This is a genomic window from Streptomyces sp. NPDC057424 (assembly GCF_042803315.1).
Classification (GTDB): Bacteria; Actinomycetota; Actinomycetes; order Streptomycetales; family Streptomycetaceae; genus Streptomyces.
Window position 1 is genome coordinate 1 of the sequence record NZ_JBHVCP010000059.1, and the last position, 17,817, is coordinate 17,817.

Annotated in this window: 17 protein-coding genes; 6 read left to right on the forward strand and 11 right to left on the reverse strand. The window is 72.7% G+C overall.

What is annotated here, in order from left to right; translation table 11 throughout:
- Nucleotides 1-69: 69 nt before the first annotated feature.
- The 4 genes from ACFU3E_RS31935 to ACFU3E_RS31950 form a co-directional block, all read right to left on the reverse strand.
- A complete protein-coding gene (locus ACFU3E_RS31935; protein ID WP_030247095.1) occupies nt 70-444 on the reverse strand; it encodes an RNA polymerase-binding protein RbpA in 375 nt (124 codons plus the stop codon).
- Between the two features lie 266 nt (nt 445-710).
- Nucleotides 711-2,057 carry an MFS transporter gene (locus tag ACFU3E_RS31940; RefSeq protein WP_384166139.1) on the reverse strand — a complete coding sequence of 449 codons (1,347 nt, stop codon included), beginning with the start codon at nt 2,055-2,057 and terminating at the stop codon, nt 711-713.
- Nucleotides 2,058-2,106: 49 nt separating this feature from the next.
- A complete protein-coding gene (locus ACFU3E_RS31945; protein ID WP_384166142.1) occupies nt 2,107-2,874 on the reverse strand; it encodes a glycerophosphodiester phosphodiesterase in 768 nt (255 codons plus the stop codon).
- The gene (locus ACFU3E_RS31950) at nt 2,871-3,524 is read right to left on the reverse strand and encodes a YitT family protein (protein WP_384166145.1); all 654 of its coding nucleotides are present in this window, start codon (nt 3,522-3,524) and stop codon (nt 2,871-2,873) included. Before ACFU3E_RS31950 ends, ACFU3E_RS31945 begins: the two co-directional genes overlap by 4 nt.
- A gap of 100 nt (nt 3,525-3,624) precedes the next feature.
- Here ACFU3E_RS31950 and ACFU3E_RS31955 point away from each other — a divergent pair, with 100 nt between their 5' ends.
- Entirely contained in the window at nt 3,625-5,124 is a 1,500-nt protein-coding gene (locus tag ACFU3E_RS31955; RefSeq protein ID WP_384166148.1) for a PLP-dependent aminotransferase family protein, read from the forward strand.
- A 58-nt stretch (nt 5,125-5,182) separates the two neighbouring features.
- Here ACFU3E_RS31955 and ACFU3E_RS31960 read toward each other — a convergent pair whose 3' ends face one another.
- Both ACFU3E_RS31960 and ACFU3E_RS31965 read right to left on the reverse strand, forming a co-directional pair.
- On the reverse strand, nt 5,183-6,892 hold the full coding sequence (locus tag ACFU3E_RS31960) for a hypothetical protein (protein WP_384166151.1): 1,710 nt from the start codon (nt 6,890-6,892) through the stop codon (nt 5,183-5,185).
- Nucleotides 6,893-6,944: 52 nt separating this feature from the next.
- On the reverse strand, nt 6,945-7,139 hold the full coding sequence (locus ACFU3E_RS31965) for a hypothetical protein (RefSeq protein WP_030843336.1): 195 nt from the start codon (nt 7,137-7,139) through the stop codon (nt 6,945-6,947).
- A gap of 299 nt (nt 7,140-7,438) precedes the next feature.
- Between ACFU3E_RS31965 and ACFU3E_RS31970 the strand changes: the two genes are divergently transcribed.
- Together ACFU3E_RS31970 and ACFU3E_RS31975 are read left to right on the forward strand one after the other, a co-directional pair.
- Complete coding sequence (locus ACFU3E_RS31970; protein ID WP_384166156.1) at nt 7,439-7,831, forward strand: ankyrin repeat domain-containing protein; 393 nt, start codon at nt 7,439-7,441, stop codon at nt 7,829-7,831.
- A 300-nt stretch (nt 7,832-8,131) separates the two neighbouring features.
- Nucleotides 8,132-9,550, forward strand: coding sequence for a HEAT repeat domain-containing protein (locus ACFU3E_RS31975; protein WP_384166159.1), 1,419 nt, complete (start codon nt 8,132-8,134; stop codon nt 9,548-9,550).
- A gap of 507 nt (nt 9,551-10,057) precedes the next feature.
- Here the strand turns inward: ACFU3E_RS31975 and ACFU3E_RS31980 are convergent.
- The 5 genes from ACFU3E_RS31980 to ACFU3E_RS32000 are packed head-to-tail and all read right to left on the reverse strand — an operon-like array spanning nt 10,058 to nt 14,428.
- A complete protein-coding gene (locus ACFU3E_RS31980) occupies nt 10,058-10,927 on the reverse strand; it encodes a biotin-dependent carboxyltransferase family protein (RefSeq protein WP_384166162.1) in 870 nt (289 codons plus the stop codon).
- On the reverse strand, nt 10,924-11,541 hold the full coding sequence (locus ACFU3E_RS31985) for an allophanate hydrolase subunit 1 (protein WP_384166165.1): 618 nt from the start codon (nt 11,539-11,541) through the stop codon (nt 10,924-10,926). Before ACFU3E_RS31985 ends, ACFU3E_RS31980 begins: the two co-directional genes overlap by 4 nt.
- Nucleotides 11,538-12,290 (reverse strand): LamB/YcsF family protein, encoded by a 753-nt coding sequence (locus ACFU3E_RS31990; RefSeq protein ID WP_384166168.1) that lies wholly within the window; start codon nt 12,288-12,290, stop codon nt 11,538-11,540. The genes ACFU3E_RS31985 and ACFU3E_RS31990 overlap by 4 nt, the downstream gene beginning before the upstream one ends.
- A gap of 12 nt (nt 12,291-12,302) precedes the next feature.
- The gene (locus ACFU3E_RS31995) at nt 12,303-13,130 is read right to left on the reverse strand and encodes a putative hydro-lyase (RefSeq protein WP_384166171.1); all 828 of its coding nucleotides are present in this window, start codon (nt 13,128-13,130) and stop codon (nt 12,303-12,305) included.
- Entirely contained in the window at nt 13,127-14,428 is a 1,302-nt protein-coding gene (locus tag ACFU3E_RS32000; protein WP_384166174.1) for an MFS transporter, read from the reverse strand. Before ACFU3E_RS32000 ends, ACFU3E_RS31995 begins: the two co-directional genes overlap by 4 nt.
- A 172-nt stretch (nt 14,429-14,600) precedes the next feature.
- Between ACFU3E_RS32000 and ACFU3E_RS32005 the strand changes: the two genes are divergently transcribed.
- The 3 genes from ACFU3E_RS32005 to ACFU3E_RS32015 all read left to right on the forward strand — a co-directional run bounded on the left by ACFU3E_RS32005 (nt 14,601) and on the right by ACFU3E_RS32015 (nt 17,815).
- Nucleotides 14,601-15,296 (forward strand): GntR family transcriptional regulator, encoded by a 696-nt coding sequence (locus ACFU3E_RS32005; protein WP_384166177.1) that lies wholly within the window; start codon nt 14,601-14,603, stop codon nt 15,294-15,296.
- 79 nt (nt 15,297-15,375) lie between these two features.
- On the forward strand, nt 15,376-16,902 hold the full coding sequence (locus tag ACFU3E_RS32010) for a hypothetical protein (protein WP_384166180.1): 1,527 nt from the start codon (nt 15,376-15,378) through the stop codon (nt 16,900-16,902).
- 31 nt (nt 16,903-16,933) lie between these two features.
- Nucleotides 16,934-17,815, forward strand: coding sequence for a hypothetical protein (locus tag ACFU3E_RS32015; RefSeq protein ID WP_384166183.1), 882 nt, complete (start codon nt 16,934-16,936; stop codon nt 17,813-17,815).
- The last annotated feature ends 2 nt before the right edge of the window (nt 17,816-17,817 follow it).

Here is a 17,817-nt window from a genome sequence, read left to right on the forward strand (position 1 = left end):
GCGCCGTACTTCTCGTACGGCGCCCGCGGTCTTCTGATGCGCTGTTACTTCGGCCAGGCCCTTGCGGGACTATGCCGACTTGCGGCTGTCGCGGGGATGAACAGCGATGTTCATCGCACCGGAGCGCAGAACCGCCAGGCGCTCCTCGAGGACCTCTTCGAGTTCCTCACGGGTGCGCCGCTCCATCAGCATGTCCCAATGCGTACGCGCGGGCTTGCCCTTTTTCTCTTCAGGGACATCGCCGTCGACCAGGAGTGCCTGGGCCCCACAGACCTTGCACTCCCACTCCGGCGGGATCTCCGCCTCGACCGAGAAGGGCATCTCGAAGCGGTGCCCCTTCTCGCATGCGTACTCCACGGCCTGGCGCGGGGCCAGGTCGATGCCGCGGTCCGTCTCGTAGCTGGTCACCACGAGGCGCGTGCCGCGAAGAGCTCGCTCACTCATGAATCGTGCCTCCCGGGCTTGTCGCCCACAGGACAGGTGTCGCTGTCGTCGTCATCCGGTCAACGTCCGGTCGGCGGTAAAGATTCCCGTTCCGAGTCCCGTTCCGGGTCATGCGTCGCCGTCGTAGCCGCCCTTGTTGTACCCACCAGCGCCCGGTTTGTCACATCTGATAGCAGATATAACCCAGCGTTTCGGCATCTTTGACGCGCAGTAACGGTACGCCTGGCAGGCCAAACGCGTACACTACAGCCCTTTCGCTCTGAGTGCTAAATCCTGTCAGGAACCGGATTCCCCGCTTCGCTGATCGCACGCCGCACCGGAACCCGCGCCAGCAGGGCGAAACCGAGCACGAAGAACGCCACCAGCGAGATGATCGCGTCCCGGTAGCTCCCGGTCAGCTGGTAGGTGACCCCGAACAGCAGCGGCCCGAGCCAGCTCATGCCGCGGTCGCTCATCTCGTACGCCGAGAAGTATTCGGCCTCCTTGCCCGGCGGGATCAGATGGGAGAACAGGGAACGGGACAGCGCCTGGCTGCCGCCGAGGACCAGGCCGATCCCGGCGGCCAGGACGAAGAACCACACCGGGGCCTCGGCCGGCAGGAAGTATCCGGCCGCCAGCGTCGCCGTCCACGCGACCAGCGAGCCGAGGATCGTGCGCTGGGCCCCGTACACCCGGGCCAGCCTCCCCATGGCCAGCGCGCCCGCCACCGCCAGCACCTGCACCAGCAGCACGGCGCCGATGAGGGTGGACTGCCCGAGACCGAGCTCCTCGGAGCCGTAGACGGAGGCCTGGGTGATCACCGTCTGGATGCCGTCGTTGTAGACGAGATAGGCGAGCAGGAAGGCCAGCGTCAGCGGATGGCGGCGCATGTCGCGGACGGTCGCCGCGAGCTGCCGGAAGCCCGGGAGGGCCGCCTCGCGTCCGGCCGTCCTGCGATCGCGCAGCCGCCGCAGCGGGATGAGGGCGAACGCACCCCACCACAGGCCGGCCGAGGCCAGGCAGATGCGGACCGCCGAGCTCTCGGAGAGGCCGAAGCTGTCGTGCCCGGTGTAGAGGACCAGGTTGGCGACGAGGACCAGTGAGCCCGCCGCGTAGCCGAAGGCCCAGCCGCGGGAGGAGACCGCGTCCCGCTGCTCGGGCGGGGCGATCTGCGGCAGGTAGGAGTTGTAGAGCATCATCGCCACGGACTGCGCGGCGTTCGCCACGATCAGGAGGGCCCCGCCCAGCAGGTAGCGGTCGCCGTCCAGGAAGAAGAGGGCCGCCGTGGCCGTGGCACCGGTGTAGGCGGCGGCCGCGAGGAGGGGTTTCTTGCGGCCGGTGCGGTCGGCGGCGGCGCCCACCAGGGGCATCACCAACACGGCCACGATCACCGACAGGGACACCGAGTACGCGAAGAAGGAACCGGCCCGTACCGGAATGCCGAGGGGGTGGACGTACCCGTCGGCATCGGCCGCCGACTTGGCCACCGAGGTCAGGTAGGGGCCCAGGAACACGGTGAGCACGCTCGTCGAGTAGACGGAGCACGCCCAGTCGTAGAAGTACCAGCCGCGCTGCTCGCGCCTCAGCTCCGCGGCCTCGTCGGCCGGCGGTGTCCGCACGGTGTCCTTGCCCACCCGTGCCCTCGCTTCCCCGTGAACGCGCAGAGGGGACGGTCCCGGGGCCTCAGACCCAGACGCCGCGGTCCTCCATGACCTTGCGCAACGTGTCGATGTGATCGGTCATGATGCCATCCACGCCCAGGTCGAGAAGCCGGTGCATGCTCTCCTCGTCGTTGACCGTCCACACGTGCACCTGGAGCCCGCGCGCGTGGGCTGCGTGCAGGAAGCGCTGGTCCACGACCTGGATGCCGGACTGGATCTCCGGGACCTGCGCGGCCACCGCCGAGCGGCGTACCGCAGCGGGCAGCCCCCAGGAGCGCAACCGCAGGTTCAGCACCCCCCGCGTGCCGTACGACGTGGCCAGGCGGGGGCCGGCCAGCCGCTGGGCTCGCACCACCCGCGCCTCGGAGAACGAGCCGAGGCAGATCCGGTCCCAGGAGTCCGTCCGCCCCACCAGGTCGAGGAAAGGCAGCAGGGCCGCCTCCGCCTTGACGTCCACGTTCCAGCGCACGCCGGGGAAGGTCTCCAGGAGTTCCTCGAAGAGGGGCAGAGGTTCCTCACCCGCCACGCGCGCCTGCCGGACCTCCTGCCACGGCAGGTCGGCGATCCGGCCCGCGCCGTCCGTCACCCGGTCCAGGGTCATGTCGTGGAAGGCGACGAGTTTGCCGTCCCGGGTGGTGTGGACGTCGGTCTCGATGTACCGGTAGCCGGCCTCGACGGCACACCGGAACTGCCGCACGGTGTTCTCCAGGCCGTCCGCGGCCCCGCCCCGGTGGGCGAAGGCGATCGGGCCGGGGTGGTCGAGGTAGGGATGGCGTATCCGCGGGGTCACGGACGCAGTATCGCCCCTCGGGGTTGACCCGTGGCAACGACCGTGCTGCCGCCGGATGCCGCAGGGACGGCGAACACGCGCAGGAACACCTGGGCGAGGGGGCCGATCGCCAGGGCGTACAGGAGGGTGCCGATCCCGACCGTCCCGCCCAGGGCGAAGCCGGCCGCCACGACCGCGAGCTCGATGCCCGTGCGGACCAGGCGGATCGAGACGCCCGTGAGCTGGTGCAGCCCGGTCATGAGGCCGTCGCGCGGCCCCGGTCCGAAGCGGGCCGCGATGTACAGGCCGGTCGCCGCGCCGTTCAGGACGATCCCCGCAGCCATCAGCGTGACGCGTGGGGCCAGGCCGTGCGCGTCGGGCACCAGGGCCAGCGCCGCGTCCATCGCCATGCCGATGACCAGCACGTTCGAGATCGTGCCCAGGCCAGGCCGCTGGCGCAGCGGGATCCATGCGAGCAGTACGGCGGCGCCCAAGAGGGTCAGCACGACGCCGATGGACAGCCCGGTCCGCTCGGCGAGGCCCTGGTGCAGCACGTTCCACGGCTCCAGTCCGAGCCCCGACCGGACGAGCAGTGCCGAACTCGCGCCGTACAGCGCGAGACCGGCGTAGAGCTGGACGAGCCGCCGGGTGAGACGTCCTCGCGTGGACATGATGTGCCCCCCTGTGGTGGTAGTGGACTGCTGCATGACACCATGTGGCTTGGATGGAGAGGCCATCCATGGCCAATCCGAGGAAGGTGGACTGATCTCTATGGCGGAATGGACCTCGGCCGTGGGTGCGGCGCAGCTCGCCCGGCTCCTCAGCTCCCAGCAGGACCGGCCAGCGGGTCCCGGCACCCGCCGCCCGCCCGCCTACCGCGCACTCGCCGACGGCATCCGCCTGCTGGTGCTCGAAGGGCGGGTCCCGGTGGCCGCCCGGCTGCCCGCCGAACGCGAGCTCGCCCTCTCCCTGTCCGTCAGCCGCACGACGGTCGCCGCCGCGTACGAGGCGCTGCGCAGCGAGGGGTTCCTGGAGTCCCGGCGCGGTGCCGGGAGCTGGACCGCCGTCCCGGCCGGGAACCCGCTGCCCGCGCGCGGGCTGGAGCCCCTGCCGCCGGAGGCCCTCGGCTCGATGATCGACCTCGGCTGCGCCGCACTCCCCGCTCCCGAGCCCTGGCTCACCCGGGCGGTCCAGGGGGCCCTGGAGGAACTGCCGCCGTACGCGCACACGCACGGCGACTACCCCGCCGGGCTTCCCGCGCTGCGGGCGATGATCGCCGAGCGGTACACGGCGCGCGGCATTCCCACCATGCCCGAGCAGATCATGGTGACGACCGGGGCGATGGGCGCGATCGACGCCATCTGCCACCTTTTCGCCGGGCGGGGCGAGCGCATCGCCGTCGAGTCACCCTCGTACGCCAACATCCTTCAGCTGATGCGGGAGGCCGGGGCCCGGCTGGTGCCCGTCGCCATGGCCGAGGGGCTCACCGGGTGGGACATGGACCGCTGGCGCCAGGTCCTGCGGGACGCCGCGCCCCGCATCGCGTACGTCGTCGCCGACTTCCACAACCCGACCGGGGCCCTCGCCGACGAGGACCAGCGGCGGCGGCTCGTGGACGCCGCGCGGTCCGCGGGGACGGTGCTGATCGCCGACGAGACCATGAGCGAACTGTGGCTCGATCCGGAGGTGCGGGTGCCGCGGCCGGTGTGCGCGTTCGACCCGGCCGGGTCCACGGTGATCACGGTGGGGTCGGCGAGCAAGGCGTTCTGGGCCGGGATGCGGATCGGGTGGGTGCGCGCCGCGCCGGACGTGATCCGCAGCCTGGTCGCCGCCCGGGCGTATGCCGATCTCGGTACGCCGGTGCTGGAGCAGCTGGCTGTGAACTGGCTCTTCGGGACCGGGGGATGGGGGCAGGCCGTGGAGGTGCGGCGGGAGCAGGCGCGGGCGAACCGGGACGAGCTGGTGGCCGCGGTGCGGCGGGAGCTGCCCGGGTGGGAGTTCGAGGTGCCCCGGGGCGGGTTGACGCTCTGGGTGCGCACGGGCGGCCTGTCCGGGTCGCGGCTGGCCGAGGCGGGGGAGCGCGTGGGAGTACGGGTGCCGTCCGGGCCGCGGTTCGGGGTGGACGGGGCGTTCGAGGGATACGTGCGGTTGCCGTTCACCGTGGGCGGGGCGGTGGCCGAGGAGGCCGCGGTGCGGTTGGCCGCGGCGGCGGCTCTGGTGGAGAGCGGCGCGGTGGGGAGCGCGGAGGCGCCGCGTACGTTCGTGGCCTGAGGGCCGGTCGGGCATGGCCGCCGGGGGCCGTGCATCCCCGGCGGCGCGCGGCCCATGGCTACTTCTCCTTGGTCAGGACCGGTACCGGCTTCGGCAGGGGCTCCTTGGTCAGGACGGGCACTGCCTCCGGCTCCGGTTCCGGCGTTTCCGGCGCCACCGGAACCGGCTCAGGTCCCTGCTCACCGGCCTGCTCCATCGGCACCGGCTCCGGCTCGCCTTCCGGCTGGTCCTGCTCCGGGATCGTCTCCCCGTCCGCCGGGGTCGTGCGCGGCGGGAGGAGGTCCAGGACCGCCTGGCAGAGGACGTCGGGCGTCGCGTCGTCGTAGGGGTTCGGGGTGGCGGGGACCTGCAAGCGGTGGACCGGGCCCGCGCCCAGGCGGGCGTAGCCGCGCCCGGGTGGGAGCTCGTCGATCGGAGTGGTGTGCGGGGGCGCGCCCAGGACCGACTCGAGCTGCTCCGCAGTCGCCGGGCCGAGGACCACGCGGGCGCGGGTGTGCCGGCGCACCGGCTCGCTCAGGGCGTCCATGCTGTCCAGCTGGTCGGCCACGACCACCGTCACGTTCGCCGGGCGGCCGTGCCGGAGGGGGACCTGGAGGAGGGACTGCGGGTCCTTGCGGCCGTCCGCCGCGGCCAGGTGGGTGAACGCGGTCGGACGGTCGAGGAGGATCCACAGCGGGCGCTTGGTGTCGTCGGGCGGCGGATGGCCCGCCTGGTGCGCGCGGTTGGCGGCGATGAGACGGCGCTCCGTCTCGGTCGCGGCCCACTCCAGGCTGGCCGTGACCCCGGCCGGCCCGGCCTCGACGGCCAGGACGCCGTCCCGGCCGGTCAGGCAGGCGTACTCGCCGGTGCCGCCGCCGTCGACGATCACCACGTCCCCGTGCTGCAGGGCCTGCAGGGCGATGGACCGCAGCAGGGTGGAGGTGCCGCTGCCCGGCTGGCCGAGAGCCAGCAGGTGCGGCTCGGTGGAGCGCAGGCCCGTGCGCCAGACGACCGGCGGCACGTCTCGCTGCTGCTCCCCGTGGGTGAGGGGGAGGGTGCGCCGGACCCGGGTGGGGTCGGTGAAGCCCAGGACCGTCTCGCCGGGGGTGGTGACGAAACGCTGGGCGGCGATGTCGACGGGCAGCGGCAGGAGTACGCCCACCGTCAACTGGTTGCCCTCCTCGTCCCACGTGAAGTGGTATTCGCGGCCCCGGCCCGACTTGGCCGCGAGGAGGTGCTCGATCCGGGCACGGGCCTCGGCCTCGCCGTCGGTGAAGTACGCAGGGTAGCGGACCACCAGCTGCGAGATCCGGCCCCCGCCGTCGAACGCGTAGGTGGGGAAGGCCTTGTCCCACGCGCCGCCGTGGGAGTACAGCGGATCGGGGTCCTCGGCGGCGGAGAAGTACGGCACGAGCGCCTCGTACAGCGACTTCAGCCGCTGGGTCTGCGGCTCGTCGGGCCCGTCGGACGCCGCCGAAGAGCGGTCCCGGCCCTGCCAGGCCGCCGCCGCCATCAGGGTGATGGCGGCGAGCAGCGGTCCGTACGGCACCAGCGCCACGACCAGGATCACGGAGGCCACCAGGAACAGCAGCGCCCCCCGTCGCTCCTTGGGGGTCTCGGTCCATCTGCGCCGCCCGGCCGCTGCCAGCCGGCGCAGACCCCGCGCGATCGTGATCAGCGGGTGGAGGACGTCGGTGGCGCTGTCGGCGGCCGTCCGGGCCAGCTCCCGGCTCCGGGCGAGCTGCGCGCTGCCGTTGCTCAGAATGCGGGGGAGGGGGCGCCGGGCCACTACTGCCTCCAGTGAGTGCGTACGAGGGGGATGCGTACGGGGAGCGGGGGCGTCAGAACTTGATTCCGCCGAGGAGGCTCGCCAGGCTCTCGCCGCCCGCCTTGATGCTCGGGGCGATGGCCGTACTCGCCAGGTAGAAGCCGAACAGCATGGCGACCACGGCATGCGATGCCTTCAGTCCGTCCTTGCGGAAGAAGATGAAGACGACGATGCCGAGCAGGACCACGCCTGAGATGGAGAGGATCATTTGAGTTCTCCTGGTTCGCGGGGACAGTCACCATGAGTACTTCCAGGCTCACAGGATGTATCCATACGATAAAAGGTGCAACTGGGTGAAATTCGGACTATTTCCCCCGAGCGGCGGAGTGGTCCCGGGCCCGGTGGGGCCGGGCGGTTGCGCTGGTCCGGGTCTGTGCTGATCTTTACCTCGGGCACATCGGGTCATGTGCCGCGCGAGCCAGTACCCTGGCGATTCACTCGTACGGCTGCGCCCTTCGCAGGCGTACGCACCCCGAGGCGATGCGTAGTGGAGAGGCGGTCCGGCCGATGACCGAAGTCCCCGACCCCGAGGTCGTGGAGCTGGCGACCAAGATCTTCGATCTGGCCCGGCGGGGACAGACCGAAGCGCTCGTGGCGTACGTCGACGCGGGTGTCCCGGCCAACCTCACCAACGACCGCGGCGACTCGCTCGTGATGCTCGCCGCCTATCACGGCCACTCCGACGCGGTCCGCGCGCTGCTCGACCGCGGCGCCGAGGCCGACCGGATCAACGACCGCGGCCAGACCCCGCTCGCCGGAGCGGTCTTCAAGGGGGAGGCGGACGTCATCATTGCCCTCCTGGAGGGTGGCGCCGACCCGTCCGCCGGCACGCCGTCGGCGGTCGACACCGCAAGGATGTTCGGTCGGACGGAATTGCTCGAACTGTTCGGCGAGTACTGAGCCGACAGATCTGACCAGCAACGACACAGAAAACGGGGGAGGCGGTACAGGGCCGCCGAAATTTCGGTCGCGGCAGACGAGAGTGCCGGGTCATCATGACGACGTGGTTCACGGACGTGATGGCTGGGCAGGTGTTGCCGCACCGCGCGGACCGTGACGCGGTCCGCAAGGGCCACCGACGAGAGGCAGAGGAAGATGGTCTACAGCAAGCAGGAAACGGCGGGCACTCCGGCGTGTTGTCACGCGGCCAGGTAGTACACGTCCCCGGTTGCGTCGACGCTTGATGTGAGGCTGTTTCCCATGTTCGATCCGGTCATAGCGCCCAGCTGTACCCTGCTCGGCCTGCTCCAGCGGGGCCGCGGCGACGGCACGTTGCACGCGCTCACCGCCCCGCGCCCCGAGGCGCTGGCGGCGCTGAACCACTGTGTGCTGCGCGATCCCCGCCACGACTGGCAGCTGGAGAACCGCTCCCTCTACTACGCCCGCCTCTACCTCGACCTCAACGGCGAGCTGGACGAGATCGAGGCCCATCTCTTCTGCGCCGAGGACGTCCTCGACGGCGACGAGTCACGCACCGGGCTCGCGCTCGCCGTCCTCGGGCACCTCGCCTCCTACGGCAGGCGGGACGCGCTCGAACTGCTCCGCAGGTACGCCGCCCACGGCTCCAACTGGGCCTGGGCCCTCGACGAGCTGGCCCTCAGGGACGACGACGCGGGCCTGCGCGCCCTCGCCGCACCCGTCCTCGCCCGGTTCCCGGCCGATCCGGAGGGCGACGCCGAGCTGGCCGCCACCGTCCGGGACGCCTTCGAGCCCCGGCCCTGGCGCCTGTGGGCCGAGGATCCGCGCGAATCCGTCGCCACACGCGTGCGTGCCGCCCACGAAACGGGCTGTTTCGACCGCTGGCAGCGGCAGATGCGGCCCTCCGGCCCCCGCCCGGGGTGGAGCGTGCAGGCCGTCTTCGACTGGGCCCAGCAGGGCATCGAGCGAGGTGCCGCCCTCCATGTGCCGGCCGCCCGCTGTCTCACCGCCGTGGCGGGCCCCGACGACCGGTCCGAGATCGTCCGGGCGGCGAAGGACGGCATCGACGGTGCCCGGTGCACGGCCCTCAGGTACCTCGCCGACGGCGACGATCCCGAGGCCCTCGATCTGATCGAGGGCGCCGTGGCCACCGGCTCGACGCTCGTCGTGGACGCGGCCGTCGACGCCTTCGAACGGATGCGCTCGCCGGCCGCCGTGGACCGGGCGCGTTCCTGGACCCGCCGGCCGGACGCCCTCGGTGCCGCCGCCGGACGCGTCCTCGCCTGCCGGGGCGGGGTGCAGGACCGCGACAGCGTCCTCGCGGCGCTACGGGAGGCGGTGCGGGGCGAAGGCCCCGATGCGCCCACCCTGTGGACCCTCGTGGACGGCGCCGGACGGCTCGGCATCGCCTGCGCCGCCCCCGTACTCCGCCACGTCTACCGTGAGACCGCCTCTTCCCATCTACGCGGCCGGGCCGCCCGCGCCCTCGCCGCCACCGACCCCTCCTTCGGCACCGGCTTCGCCGTCGAGTGCCTGTGGGACTGCGAGGAGACCACCCGGGAGATCGCCGCCCGGCACGCCGAGACCGGAGACGCCCGCGTCGTCGAGCGACTGCGCCGGCTCGCCGCCGACCCGGCCGAGGAAGCCGAGGTGCAGACGGCCGTACGCAGCCGGATCGGCCCCGAGGAGACCGCTGTGTGACCCCCCCCGAGGGGCTGCCGGGGCGGATTCGCGCCTCCAGGATGAACATGGGGTGACGCGCGGGTCAGGAGGACAGGGGGCACCCCCGTCCGGGAAGAAGCCCGACGCCTTCGCGCCGTGCCCCGTCGTCCACGTCCCCTCCCGCCCCCCAGGTCCGCGTCGCCCTCCCCAGCCGCCGCCTGGCCGCCACCCTCATCGAGCACCGCGCCGATGTGGTCCACCTCGCCAGCCCGTTCGTCCTCGGCGTGCGCGGCATGGCCGCCGCCCGATGGCTGGCCAGGGCGGGCACCGACCGGGTGGCACGCCGGTATACCGACCTGCTGCCCCAGCTGACCCTGGCCGCCGGCGAGCTCAGGCACCGCGCCCGCGGCACGAGCGCCCGGCTCGACGTGAGGGCCTCGGCCGCGGTGCCGGCCGCCCTCGCCGCCGTGCCGGTGGCGGAGCGGGCGGACGCGCGGCCTGACGGGTCTGTCCCGTGCGTGGGGTGCGCTGTACGGGCCGGCCGCTCTAACGGCGACGTACGGCCACGAAGCGGACCGGTGTGCCGGGGACCGCCTGGGCGGCGGCCGGGAGGTCGGCGGAGCGGACCACGGCGATCACCGGGTAGCCCCCGGTGGTCGGGTGGTCGGCCAGGAACACCACCGGCCTGCCGTCCGGCGGGACCTGCACGGCGCCCAGCACCATGCCCTCGCTGGGGAGTTCGCCCGGCAGGGCCCGTGCCAGAGGCGGCCCCTCCGTGCGCAGTCCGATGCGGTTGCTCGCGGAGGACACCCGGTAGGCGCGGGAGACGAAGGTACGCACGGCCTCCGGCGTGAACCAGCCGTCGCGCGGACCGAGTGTCACCCGCAACACCAGCTCGGCCGGTGGCGCCGGCTGCGGAGCGACGTCCACCCGTGCGGGCACGCCGGCCGGCCGTCCCAGGGGCAGCACCATGCCGTCCGCGAGCGGGGGCGGACCGAGCCCCGACAGCAGGTCCGTGGACCGGCTGCCGAGCACCGGCTCGACCGCGATGCCCCCGGCGAACCCCACGTAGGCGCGTACGCCCGACACCGCGGGCCCGATGTCCAGCAGCGACTCGGCGGGCACGCGCACCGGCGCGCCCCAGGCGACGGGCCGTCCGTCCACCGTGACCCGGCAGGGCGCGCCCGCAACCGCCACGGTGACCGTCGAACGGGGGCGTACGGCACAGCCGTCGAGGGTCGTCTCCAGGACGGCCGTCTCCGGCGGATTGCCGGCGATCCGGTTGACGAGGTCCGCGGCGGGCCGGTCCAGCGCACCGGAGCGGGGGACACCGAGATGGGCGTGGCCGGGGCGGCCCGCGTCCTGCACGGTGGTGAGGGCCCCGGCGCGGACCACGGCGAGCGCACGGTCCGTCATGACCCCGCCCCGGGGACGAAACGCACCCGCGTGCCCGGCGACAGCAGCGCGGCCGGCACGCGCGCGTGGTCCCACAGCACGGCGTCCGCCGTGCCGATCAGCTGCCATCCGCCCGGCGACGAGCGCGGGTACACGCCCGTGTACGGGCCCGCCAGGGCGACCGACCCCGCCGGGACGGCCGTGCGCGGAGTCGCCCGGCGCGGCACGTCGTAGCGTGGCGGCAGCCCGGTGAGGTACCCGAAGCCGGGTGCGAAGCCGCAGAAGGCCACCCGGAACTCGGTGTCACCGTGGATGCGGGCGACCTCCCGCTCCGGCACGCCCCAGTGGGCGGCGACGTCGGCCAGGTCCGGGCCGTCGTAGCGCACCGGGATCTCCACGACTTCACCCGCGCGTGGGGGTGTGGCCGGCAGGTCGGCGGCGGTCAGTTCGGCGGCCAGCCGGGCGGGGGCGTCGAGGCCGCCGAGGAGGACCGTTCGCGCCGCGGGCACGATCTCGCGGGCCGCGAGGGAGCCCTCCGCGCGGCGCCGCAGCAGCTCCGCGTGCAGGGCCTGGGCCTCGTCGTCCGAGGAGACCTCGACGAGCAGGGCGTCCTCGCCGACGGGCAGTACCTTCATGCGAAGGCCTCCACCCGGACCCCCGACGCCTCCAGCCGCTTCCGCACCCGGCGCGCCAGCTCCACCGCGCCAGGGGTGTCGCCGTGCAGGCACAGGGAACGCGCACGCACCTCGATGCGCGTGCCCGAGCGGGAGACGACCTCTCCGGAACGGGCCAGGCCCAGGGAGCGTTCCACGACGGCGTCCGGGTCGGTGACCACGGCTCCCTCCAGGGTGCGCGGCACCAGGGTGCCCGCGTCGGTGTACGCCCGGTCCGCGAACGCCTCGGTGACGACCGGCAGTCCGGCCTTCCCGGCCAGCTCCAGCAGGCGCGAGCCGGGCAGCCCGAGGACGGGCAGCGCGGCGCCCGCGAGGAGCACTCCGTCGACGACCGCGGCGGCCTGCTCCTCGTCGCGCACGACCCGGTTGTAGAGCGCGCCGTGCGGTTTGACGTAGGCCACGCGGGCGCCGGCCGCGCGCGCGAAGACCTCGAGGGCGCCGATCTGGTAGGCCACTTCGGCCGCCAGTTCGGCGGGCGGCACGTCCATCGCGCGCCGCCCGAACCCGGCGAGATCCCGGTAGGAGACCTGCGCGCCGATCGTCACGCCCCGCTCGGCGGCCAGCTCGCACACCCGCCGCATGGTGGACGCGTCCCCGGCATGGAAGCCACAGGCCACGTTGGCGCTGGTCACGACGGACAGCAGTCGCTCGTCGTCCGTCAGCTGCCAGCGTCCGAAGCCCTCGCCCAGGTCGGCGTTGAGATCGATCATGCTGTCTCCTGGTCAGGCCACGCGGTACTGCTCGTCGCGGGCGTCGGTGAGGAACATCTGCCCCGGGGCGTGCGTGAGGGCGAAGGGCGGACGCGAGGCCATCACGGCCGCCTGCGGGGTCACACCGCAGGCCCAGAAGACCGGGATGTCGTCCGGCTCGGCGTCCACCGCGTCCCCGAAGTCGGGGCGGCCGAGGTCGTCGATGCCGAGGCCCGAGGGATCTCCGCAGTGCACGGGGCTGCCGTGCACCGCCGGCAGCAGGCTGCTCTCCCGGATCGCCGCCGCCAGATGCCGGGGCGGCACCGGCCGCATGGACACCACCAGCGGGCCGTGCAGCCGCCCGGCCGGACGGCATTGGCGGCCCGTCACGTACATCGGCACGTTGCGGCCCTGCTCGACGTGGCGGATCGGCACGCCCGCCTCGCCCAGGGCCCACTCGAAGGTGAAGCTGCAGCCGATCAGGAACGACACCAGGTCGTCCCGCCAGTACGGGCGCGCGTCCGTCGGCTCGTCCACCAGCTCGCCGTCCCGCCACACCCGGTAGCGGGGCAGGTCGGTGCGCAGGTCCGCGCCGTCGGCGAGCTCGGTCGTCCAGGATCCGGCGTCCGTGACGTCGAGGACCGGGCAGGGCTTGGGATTGCGCTGGCAGAAGAGCAGCATGTCGTAGGCCCAGTCGGCGGGCACCGAGATCAGGTTGACCTGGGTGTGGCCCGCCGCGACCCCGGCCGTGGGACCCGTCAGGCCCTGTCGGAACCGGGCCCGCGCCGTTTCGGGGCTCCACGCGTGGGCGTGCTCGTCGAGCAGGAGCAGGGGGCGGTCGTCGGTGCTCGTGCGGTTCACGCGAGTTCCTTCCCGCGCGTCTCCGGCAGCCCGAGCAGCGCCAGCGCCGCGATGCCGTAGCCGATCGCGCCGAAGACCAGCGCGCCGCCGACGCCCCAGCTGTCGGCCAGGAACCCGACGGTCGTCGGGAACACGGCGCCCACCGCGCGGCCGGTGTTGTACGTGAAGCCCTGCCCCGTCCCGCGCACCGCCGTCGGGTACAGCTCGCTCAGGTAGGACCCGAAGCCGCTGAAGATCGCCGACATGCAGAACCCGAGCGGGAAACCGAGCACCAGCAGCAGGGTGTTGGCGCCGCTCGGGATGTTCGCGTACGCCAGGATGCAGAGCGCCGACAGCAGCGCGAAGAGCCAGATGTTGCGCCGCCGGCCCAGCTTGTCGGTGAGGTAGCCGCCGGTGAGGTAGCCGATGAAGGCGCCCGATATGAGGAACGTCAGATACCCGCCGGTGCCGACGACCGACAGGTCGCGCTCGGACTTCAGATACGTCGGCACCCAGGTGGCCAGCGTGTAGTAGCCGCCCTGGACACCCGTCGACAGCAGCACGGCGAAGAGCGTGACCCGCAGCAGGCCGGGCTTGAAGATCGCCGTGAACGAGCCCTTCTCCGTGCTCTGTTCACGAGCGGCGGCCGCCTCGGGCGCGTCCTGCACACTGCGCCGCAACCAGATGACGAGCAGCGCGGGCAGCGCCCCGGTCCAGAACATGATGCGCCAGGCCAGGTCGTCGCCGGCCACCGAGAAGATGACGGTGTAGGCGATCACGGCCATACCCCAGCCCACGGCCCAGGAGCTCTGGATCGCGCCGAGCGTGCGGCCCCGGTGCTTGGCGCTCGCGTACTCCGCGACCAGGATCGCGCCGACCGCCCATTCGCCGCCGAAGCCGAGGCCCTGGAGAGCGCGGAAGACCAGCAGTGTCTCGTAGTTGGGTGCGAAACCGCAGGCGACGGTGAACACCGCGTAGGTGATCACTGTGACCATCAGCGCCTTCACCCGGCCGACGCGGTCGGCGAGCACGCCCGCGAGGGCGCCGCCGATCGCGGAGACCACCAGGGTGACCGTCGTGAAGAGGCCGGTCTGGCCGCTGTTCAGGCCGAAGTAGGCCGACAGCGCGACCATGCTCAGCGGCAGCGTGAAGTAGTCGTACGAGTCCAGGGCATAGCCGCCGAAGGCACCGCCGAAGGCGCGGCGGCCGCGCGGGCCCAGGGCGCGCAGCCAGCCGAACGCCCCGTCGTCCGGGGAGCGTTCGGTGGTCGCGGGGCGTGTGTCGTCGGTCAGGGCCTGCGGTGGAGGGGTCGTACTCATGGGCACCTCGCAGTGGGAGGACGGAGGGTGCTTGGGAGTGAGCCGTGCCGTACGGAAGCGGTCGGCGCCGCGGTGGGGGAAGCGACGCCGTGCGTAGCACCGTAGAGGATTGTTCAACGATCCCTCAATACCCATGTTGGTTCGTACTTGTGATCTGCGATTGAATTCCGGCATGGCAGAGCAGCTGAAGGACCTCGCCGACGACCGGGCTCTCCTGGGGCGCACCAGCACCGCGGAACGGGTCTCGGACATCCTCAGGAGCCGGATCGCCGAGGGCTACTTCCCACCCGGCACCCGCCTGTCGGAGGACAGCATCGGCGGCGCGCTCGGCGTCTCCCGCAACACGCTGCGCGAGGCGTTCCGGCTGCTCACACACGAGCGTCTGCTCGTCCACGAGCTGAACCGGGGCGTCTTCGTGCGGGTGCTGACCGTGGAGGACGTCGAGGACATCTACCGCACCCGGCGGCTCGTCGAGTGCGCTGTCGTGCGCGGGCTCGGTGAGCCGCCGTACGGGCTCGACGGACTGGCCGGGGCGGTCGAGGAAGGGCGGACGGCGGCTCGGGAAGGTGACTGGAAGGCGGTGGGTACCGCGAACATCCACTTCCACCGGGAGCTGGTCGCTCTCGCCGCGAGCGAGCGCACCGCCGAACTGATGCGGAGCGTCTTCGCCGAACTGCGGCTCGCCTTCCACGTGGTGGATGAGCCGCGGCGACTGCACGAGCCGTACATCACACGAAATGTCGCGATTCTTGAGGCTCTTCAAGGAGGAGACCGCGGGAAGGCCGAGCGTCTGCTCGCGGGATACCTCGACGACTCGCTGGAGCGCGTGGTCGAGGTGTACCGGCGGCGGGTCGGCGAGGACGGCTGAGGACGGCTGAGGGCGGCGTCACTGGGGGCGTACCGCGTCGTTTGGGCCGATGTCAGACCCAGGACCTAGTCTGTGCACCGTGACTTCGCCTGCATCGACGGACAGCGTTCCGCCCCAGCTCAGCGCGGGGCCCCGCCCCGCCCCGGGGCCGGCCGCCGACGAGGGCCTGGCGCGGCGCCTGCGTGCGCTCGCCTGCACCGCGCCGCTGCACGACCTGGACACCCGCAAGGCCAACCTGGCCGGCGAGTACTCGGTGTACGGCATGGCGGAGGTCGCCCTCGCGGCCATCGACCTGGTCACCCTGAACATGGACTTCGACACGGGCGCGGACCACGACCAGATCGTCGCCCGCCTCATCCCACGCATCGCCGCCCAGGCCGCGCAGCGCCCCACCGCCGAGCACGAGCGGGTGGCCCGGTGGGTCCTGGAGAACCTGATCAACGTCGGCAGCGTCGACCGCGGCTTCCGCGCCGTGTACGGCACGTTCGGGGCGGACGGCACCTATGTGCGCCGCGACTACGACTTCAAGTTGATCGAGGAGGTCCCCGGCCCCGGCGGCACGGTCTACCTCCGCACGACGGACGAGGCGGTCAACGTCCTCGTCGGCGCCCTCGACACGGACGTCACCAGCGCGCAGATCGCCGCCGAGGTCAAGCTGGAGGTGCTGATCAGCCGCGGCCGGCTCGCCGACGCCCAGCTCGCGGCCGAACAGGCCCGCTACCGCACCGTGCAGTACTCGGAGACCCTGCGCCGCGCCCTGGACGCGACCCGGCGCAACGTGCGCGCGGTGGACTGGCTCAGCACCGTGCCCGACATGATCGCCGAAGCGCTGGAACACGTCGCCGACCGCTACCGGCACGAGAACGCGATCCTCACCAACATCCGCAAGGCGCGTGACGAGACCGAGGAGCCCGAGCACAAGCGCCGCGCCGCCGAGCTCGTCGACATCGTCAAGGACTGCATCCGCCGGCACACGCAGTTGCAGTCCCGGCTGCTGGAGGCCGGACCACTGTTCCGCGCCGAGCAGGACCGGCAGGCCTTCGCCACTCCGATGACGACGTCCGGGATCGACCTGTACGGACATCTCGTCTCCCCCGTGCTGCCGCTGCCGCTGGAGCAGGCCGTCCGCGTCACCGACGCGTTCTTCCGCCGCGGCACCGGGCTGCGCACTCCGGTGTCCGTCCGGGTCGGGGACCTGGTCGACATACTGCTGACACCGCCGCTGGAGCGGGAGCACCTGGGTGCGGAGATGCCGGAGCCCGACCTGATCGCCACACCGGACGACAGCCGGTTCAGCGAGGAGCAGATGGCGGCGGCGCAGGAGCTGCTCGACCTGCCGGCGGACGCCCCGCGCCGGTTGTCGGGGCTGCTGGCACAGGCCCGGCGGCAGGACCCCGAGCTGCCGTATCTGGTGGCCCTGCTGGCGGTGCACGCCGCCAGCCCGCCGGTCGGCACGGCCTACCGCCAGGGCGAGCAGAAGCTGCTGTTCGCCGTGGACGACGGGACCGAGCTCGACGACCCGGAGTTCGGTGGGGCGGACCTGATCGTCGGTACCGCGCTGCTGGACGCGGCGGGGATGGCGGCGGACCGGACGGAAGCAGCATGAGTCAGTACGAGCGGCACAAGGAGTCCCGACCGTGAGCGAGCATGTCGAGTGGAGCGAGCCGGACGGGCCGGCCCCCGCGGCCGGCGCCGCCGTCACTCCCGCCGACGCCGCCGACGCGGCTCGGCTCGTGTCCTTCGGTTTGCAGCCCAAACTGCAGCCCGCCCGTGACCAGGAGTACGCGGACCTGCTGCGGCGCTACCGCGAGGACCCGCCGTTCGCGCGGCTCGCGGACGCCGTGGCGACGGGTCTGGGGCTCATCGTGCTGGAGGTGTCCCCGCGCGCGGGCATGGCCGTGACCGCCGCCGAGGACTCGGTGTTCGCCGTCCGTATGGGTGACTACGCGCGTCGTACGTCCGCCGACGGCGGCGACCGGTTCCTGCACGGGCTCGCCCATCTCGCCGTCGCCGCCATGGCGTTCCCCCGCCCCGAGGACCTCGCCGACGACGGCTACATCGGCAGGGTCACCGTCAACGGCGTCGACGCCTTCGTGCGCCAGGCATGCCGCCGCCTGGAGGAGCGCGCCGAAGAACAGGGCGAGAACACCGACCCGGCGACCGACGCGCCCGGCCTGGAGGCGGCCTGGCGGATCTGGGTGCGGCGCACCGCCACCGGCGCCACCAAGGACGCGCGCCGCCTGGCCGGTTCGACCACCGGCATCGTCGCCAAGGCCGTCGCGTTCCTCACCGAATCCGGATTCCTGCAGCGCACCGGCGACGACCACGGCGGCACGTACCGCACGACCGCCCGCTACCAGCTCCAGGTCCGCGACATGGCCGGCAGCGCCGCCATGGCCGAGCTGCTGGACCTGGGCGTCGTCCCGGTCACCGACGGCACACCGACGCTGCTGCCCCCAGAGGAGAGCGACGACCTGGAGCTGGTCGCCGACGCCGGGCTGCCGTTCCACTCCTCCTGACC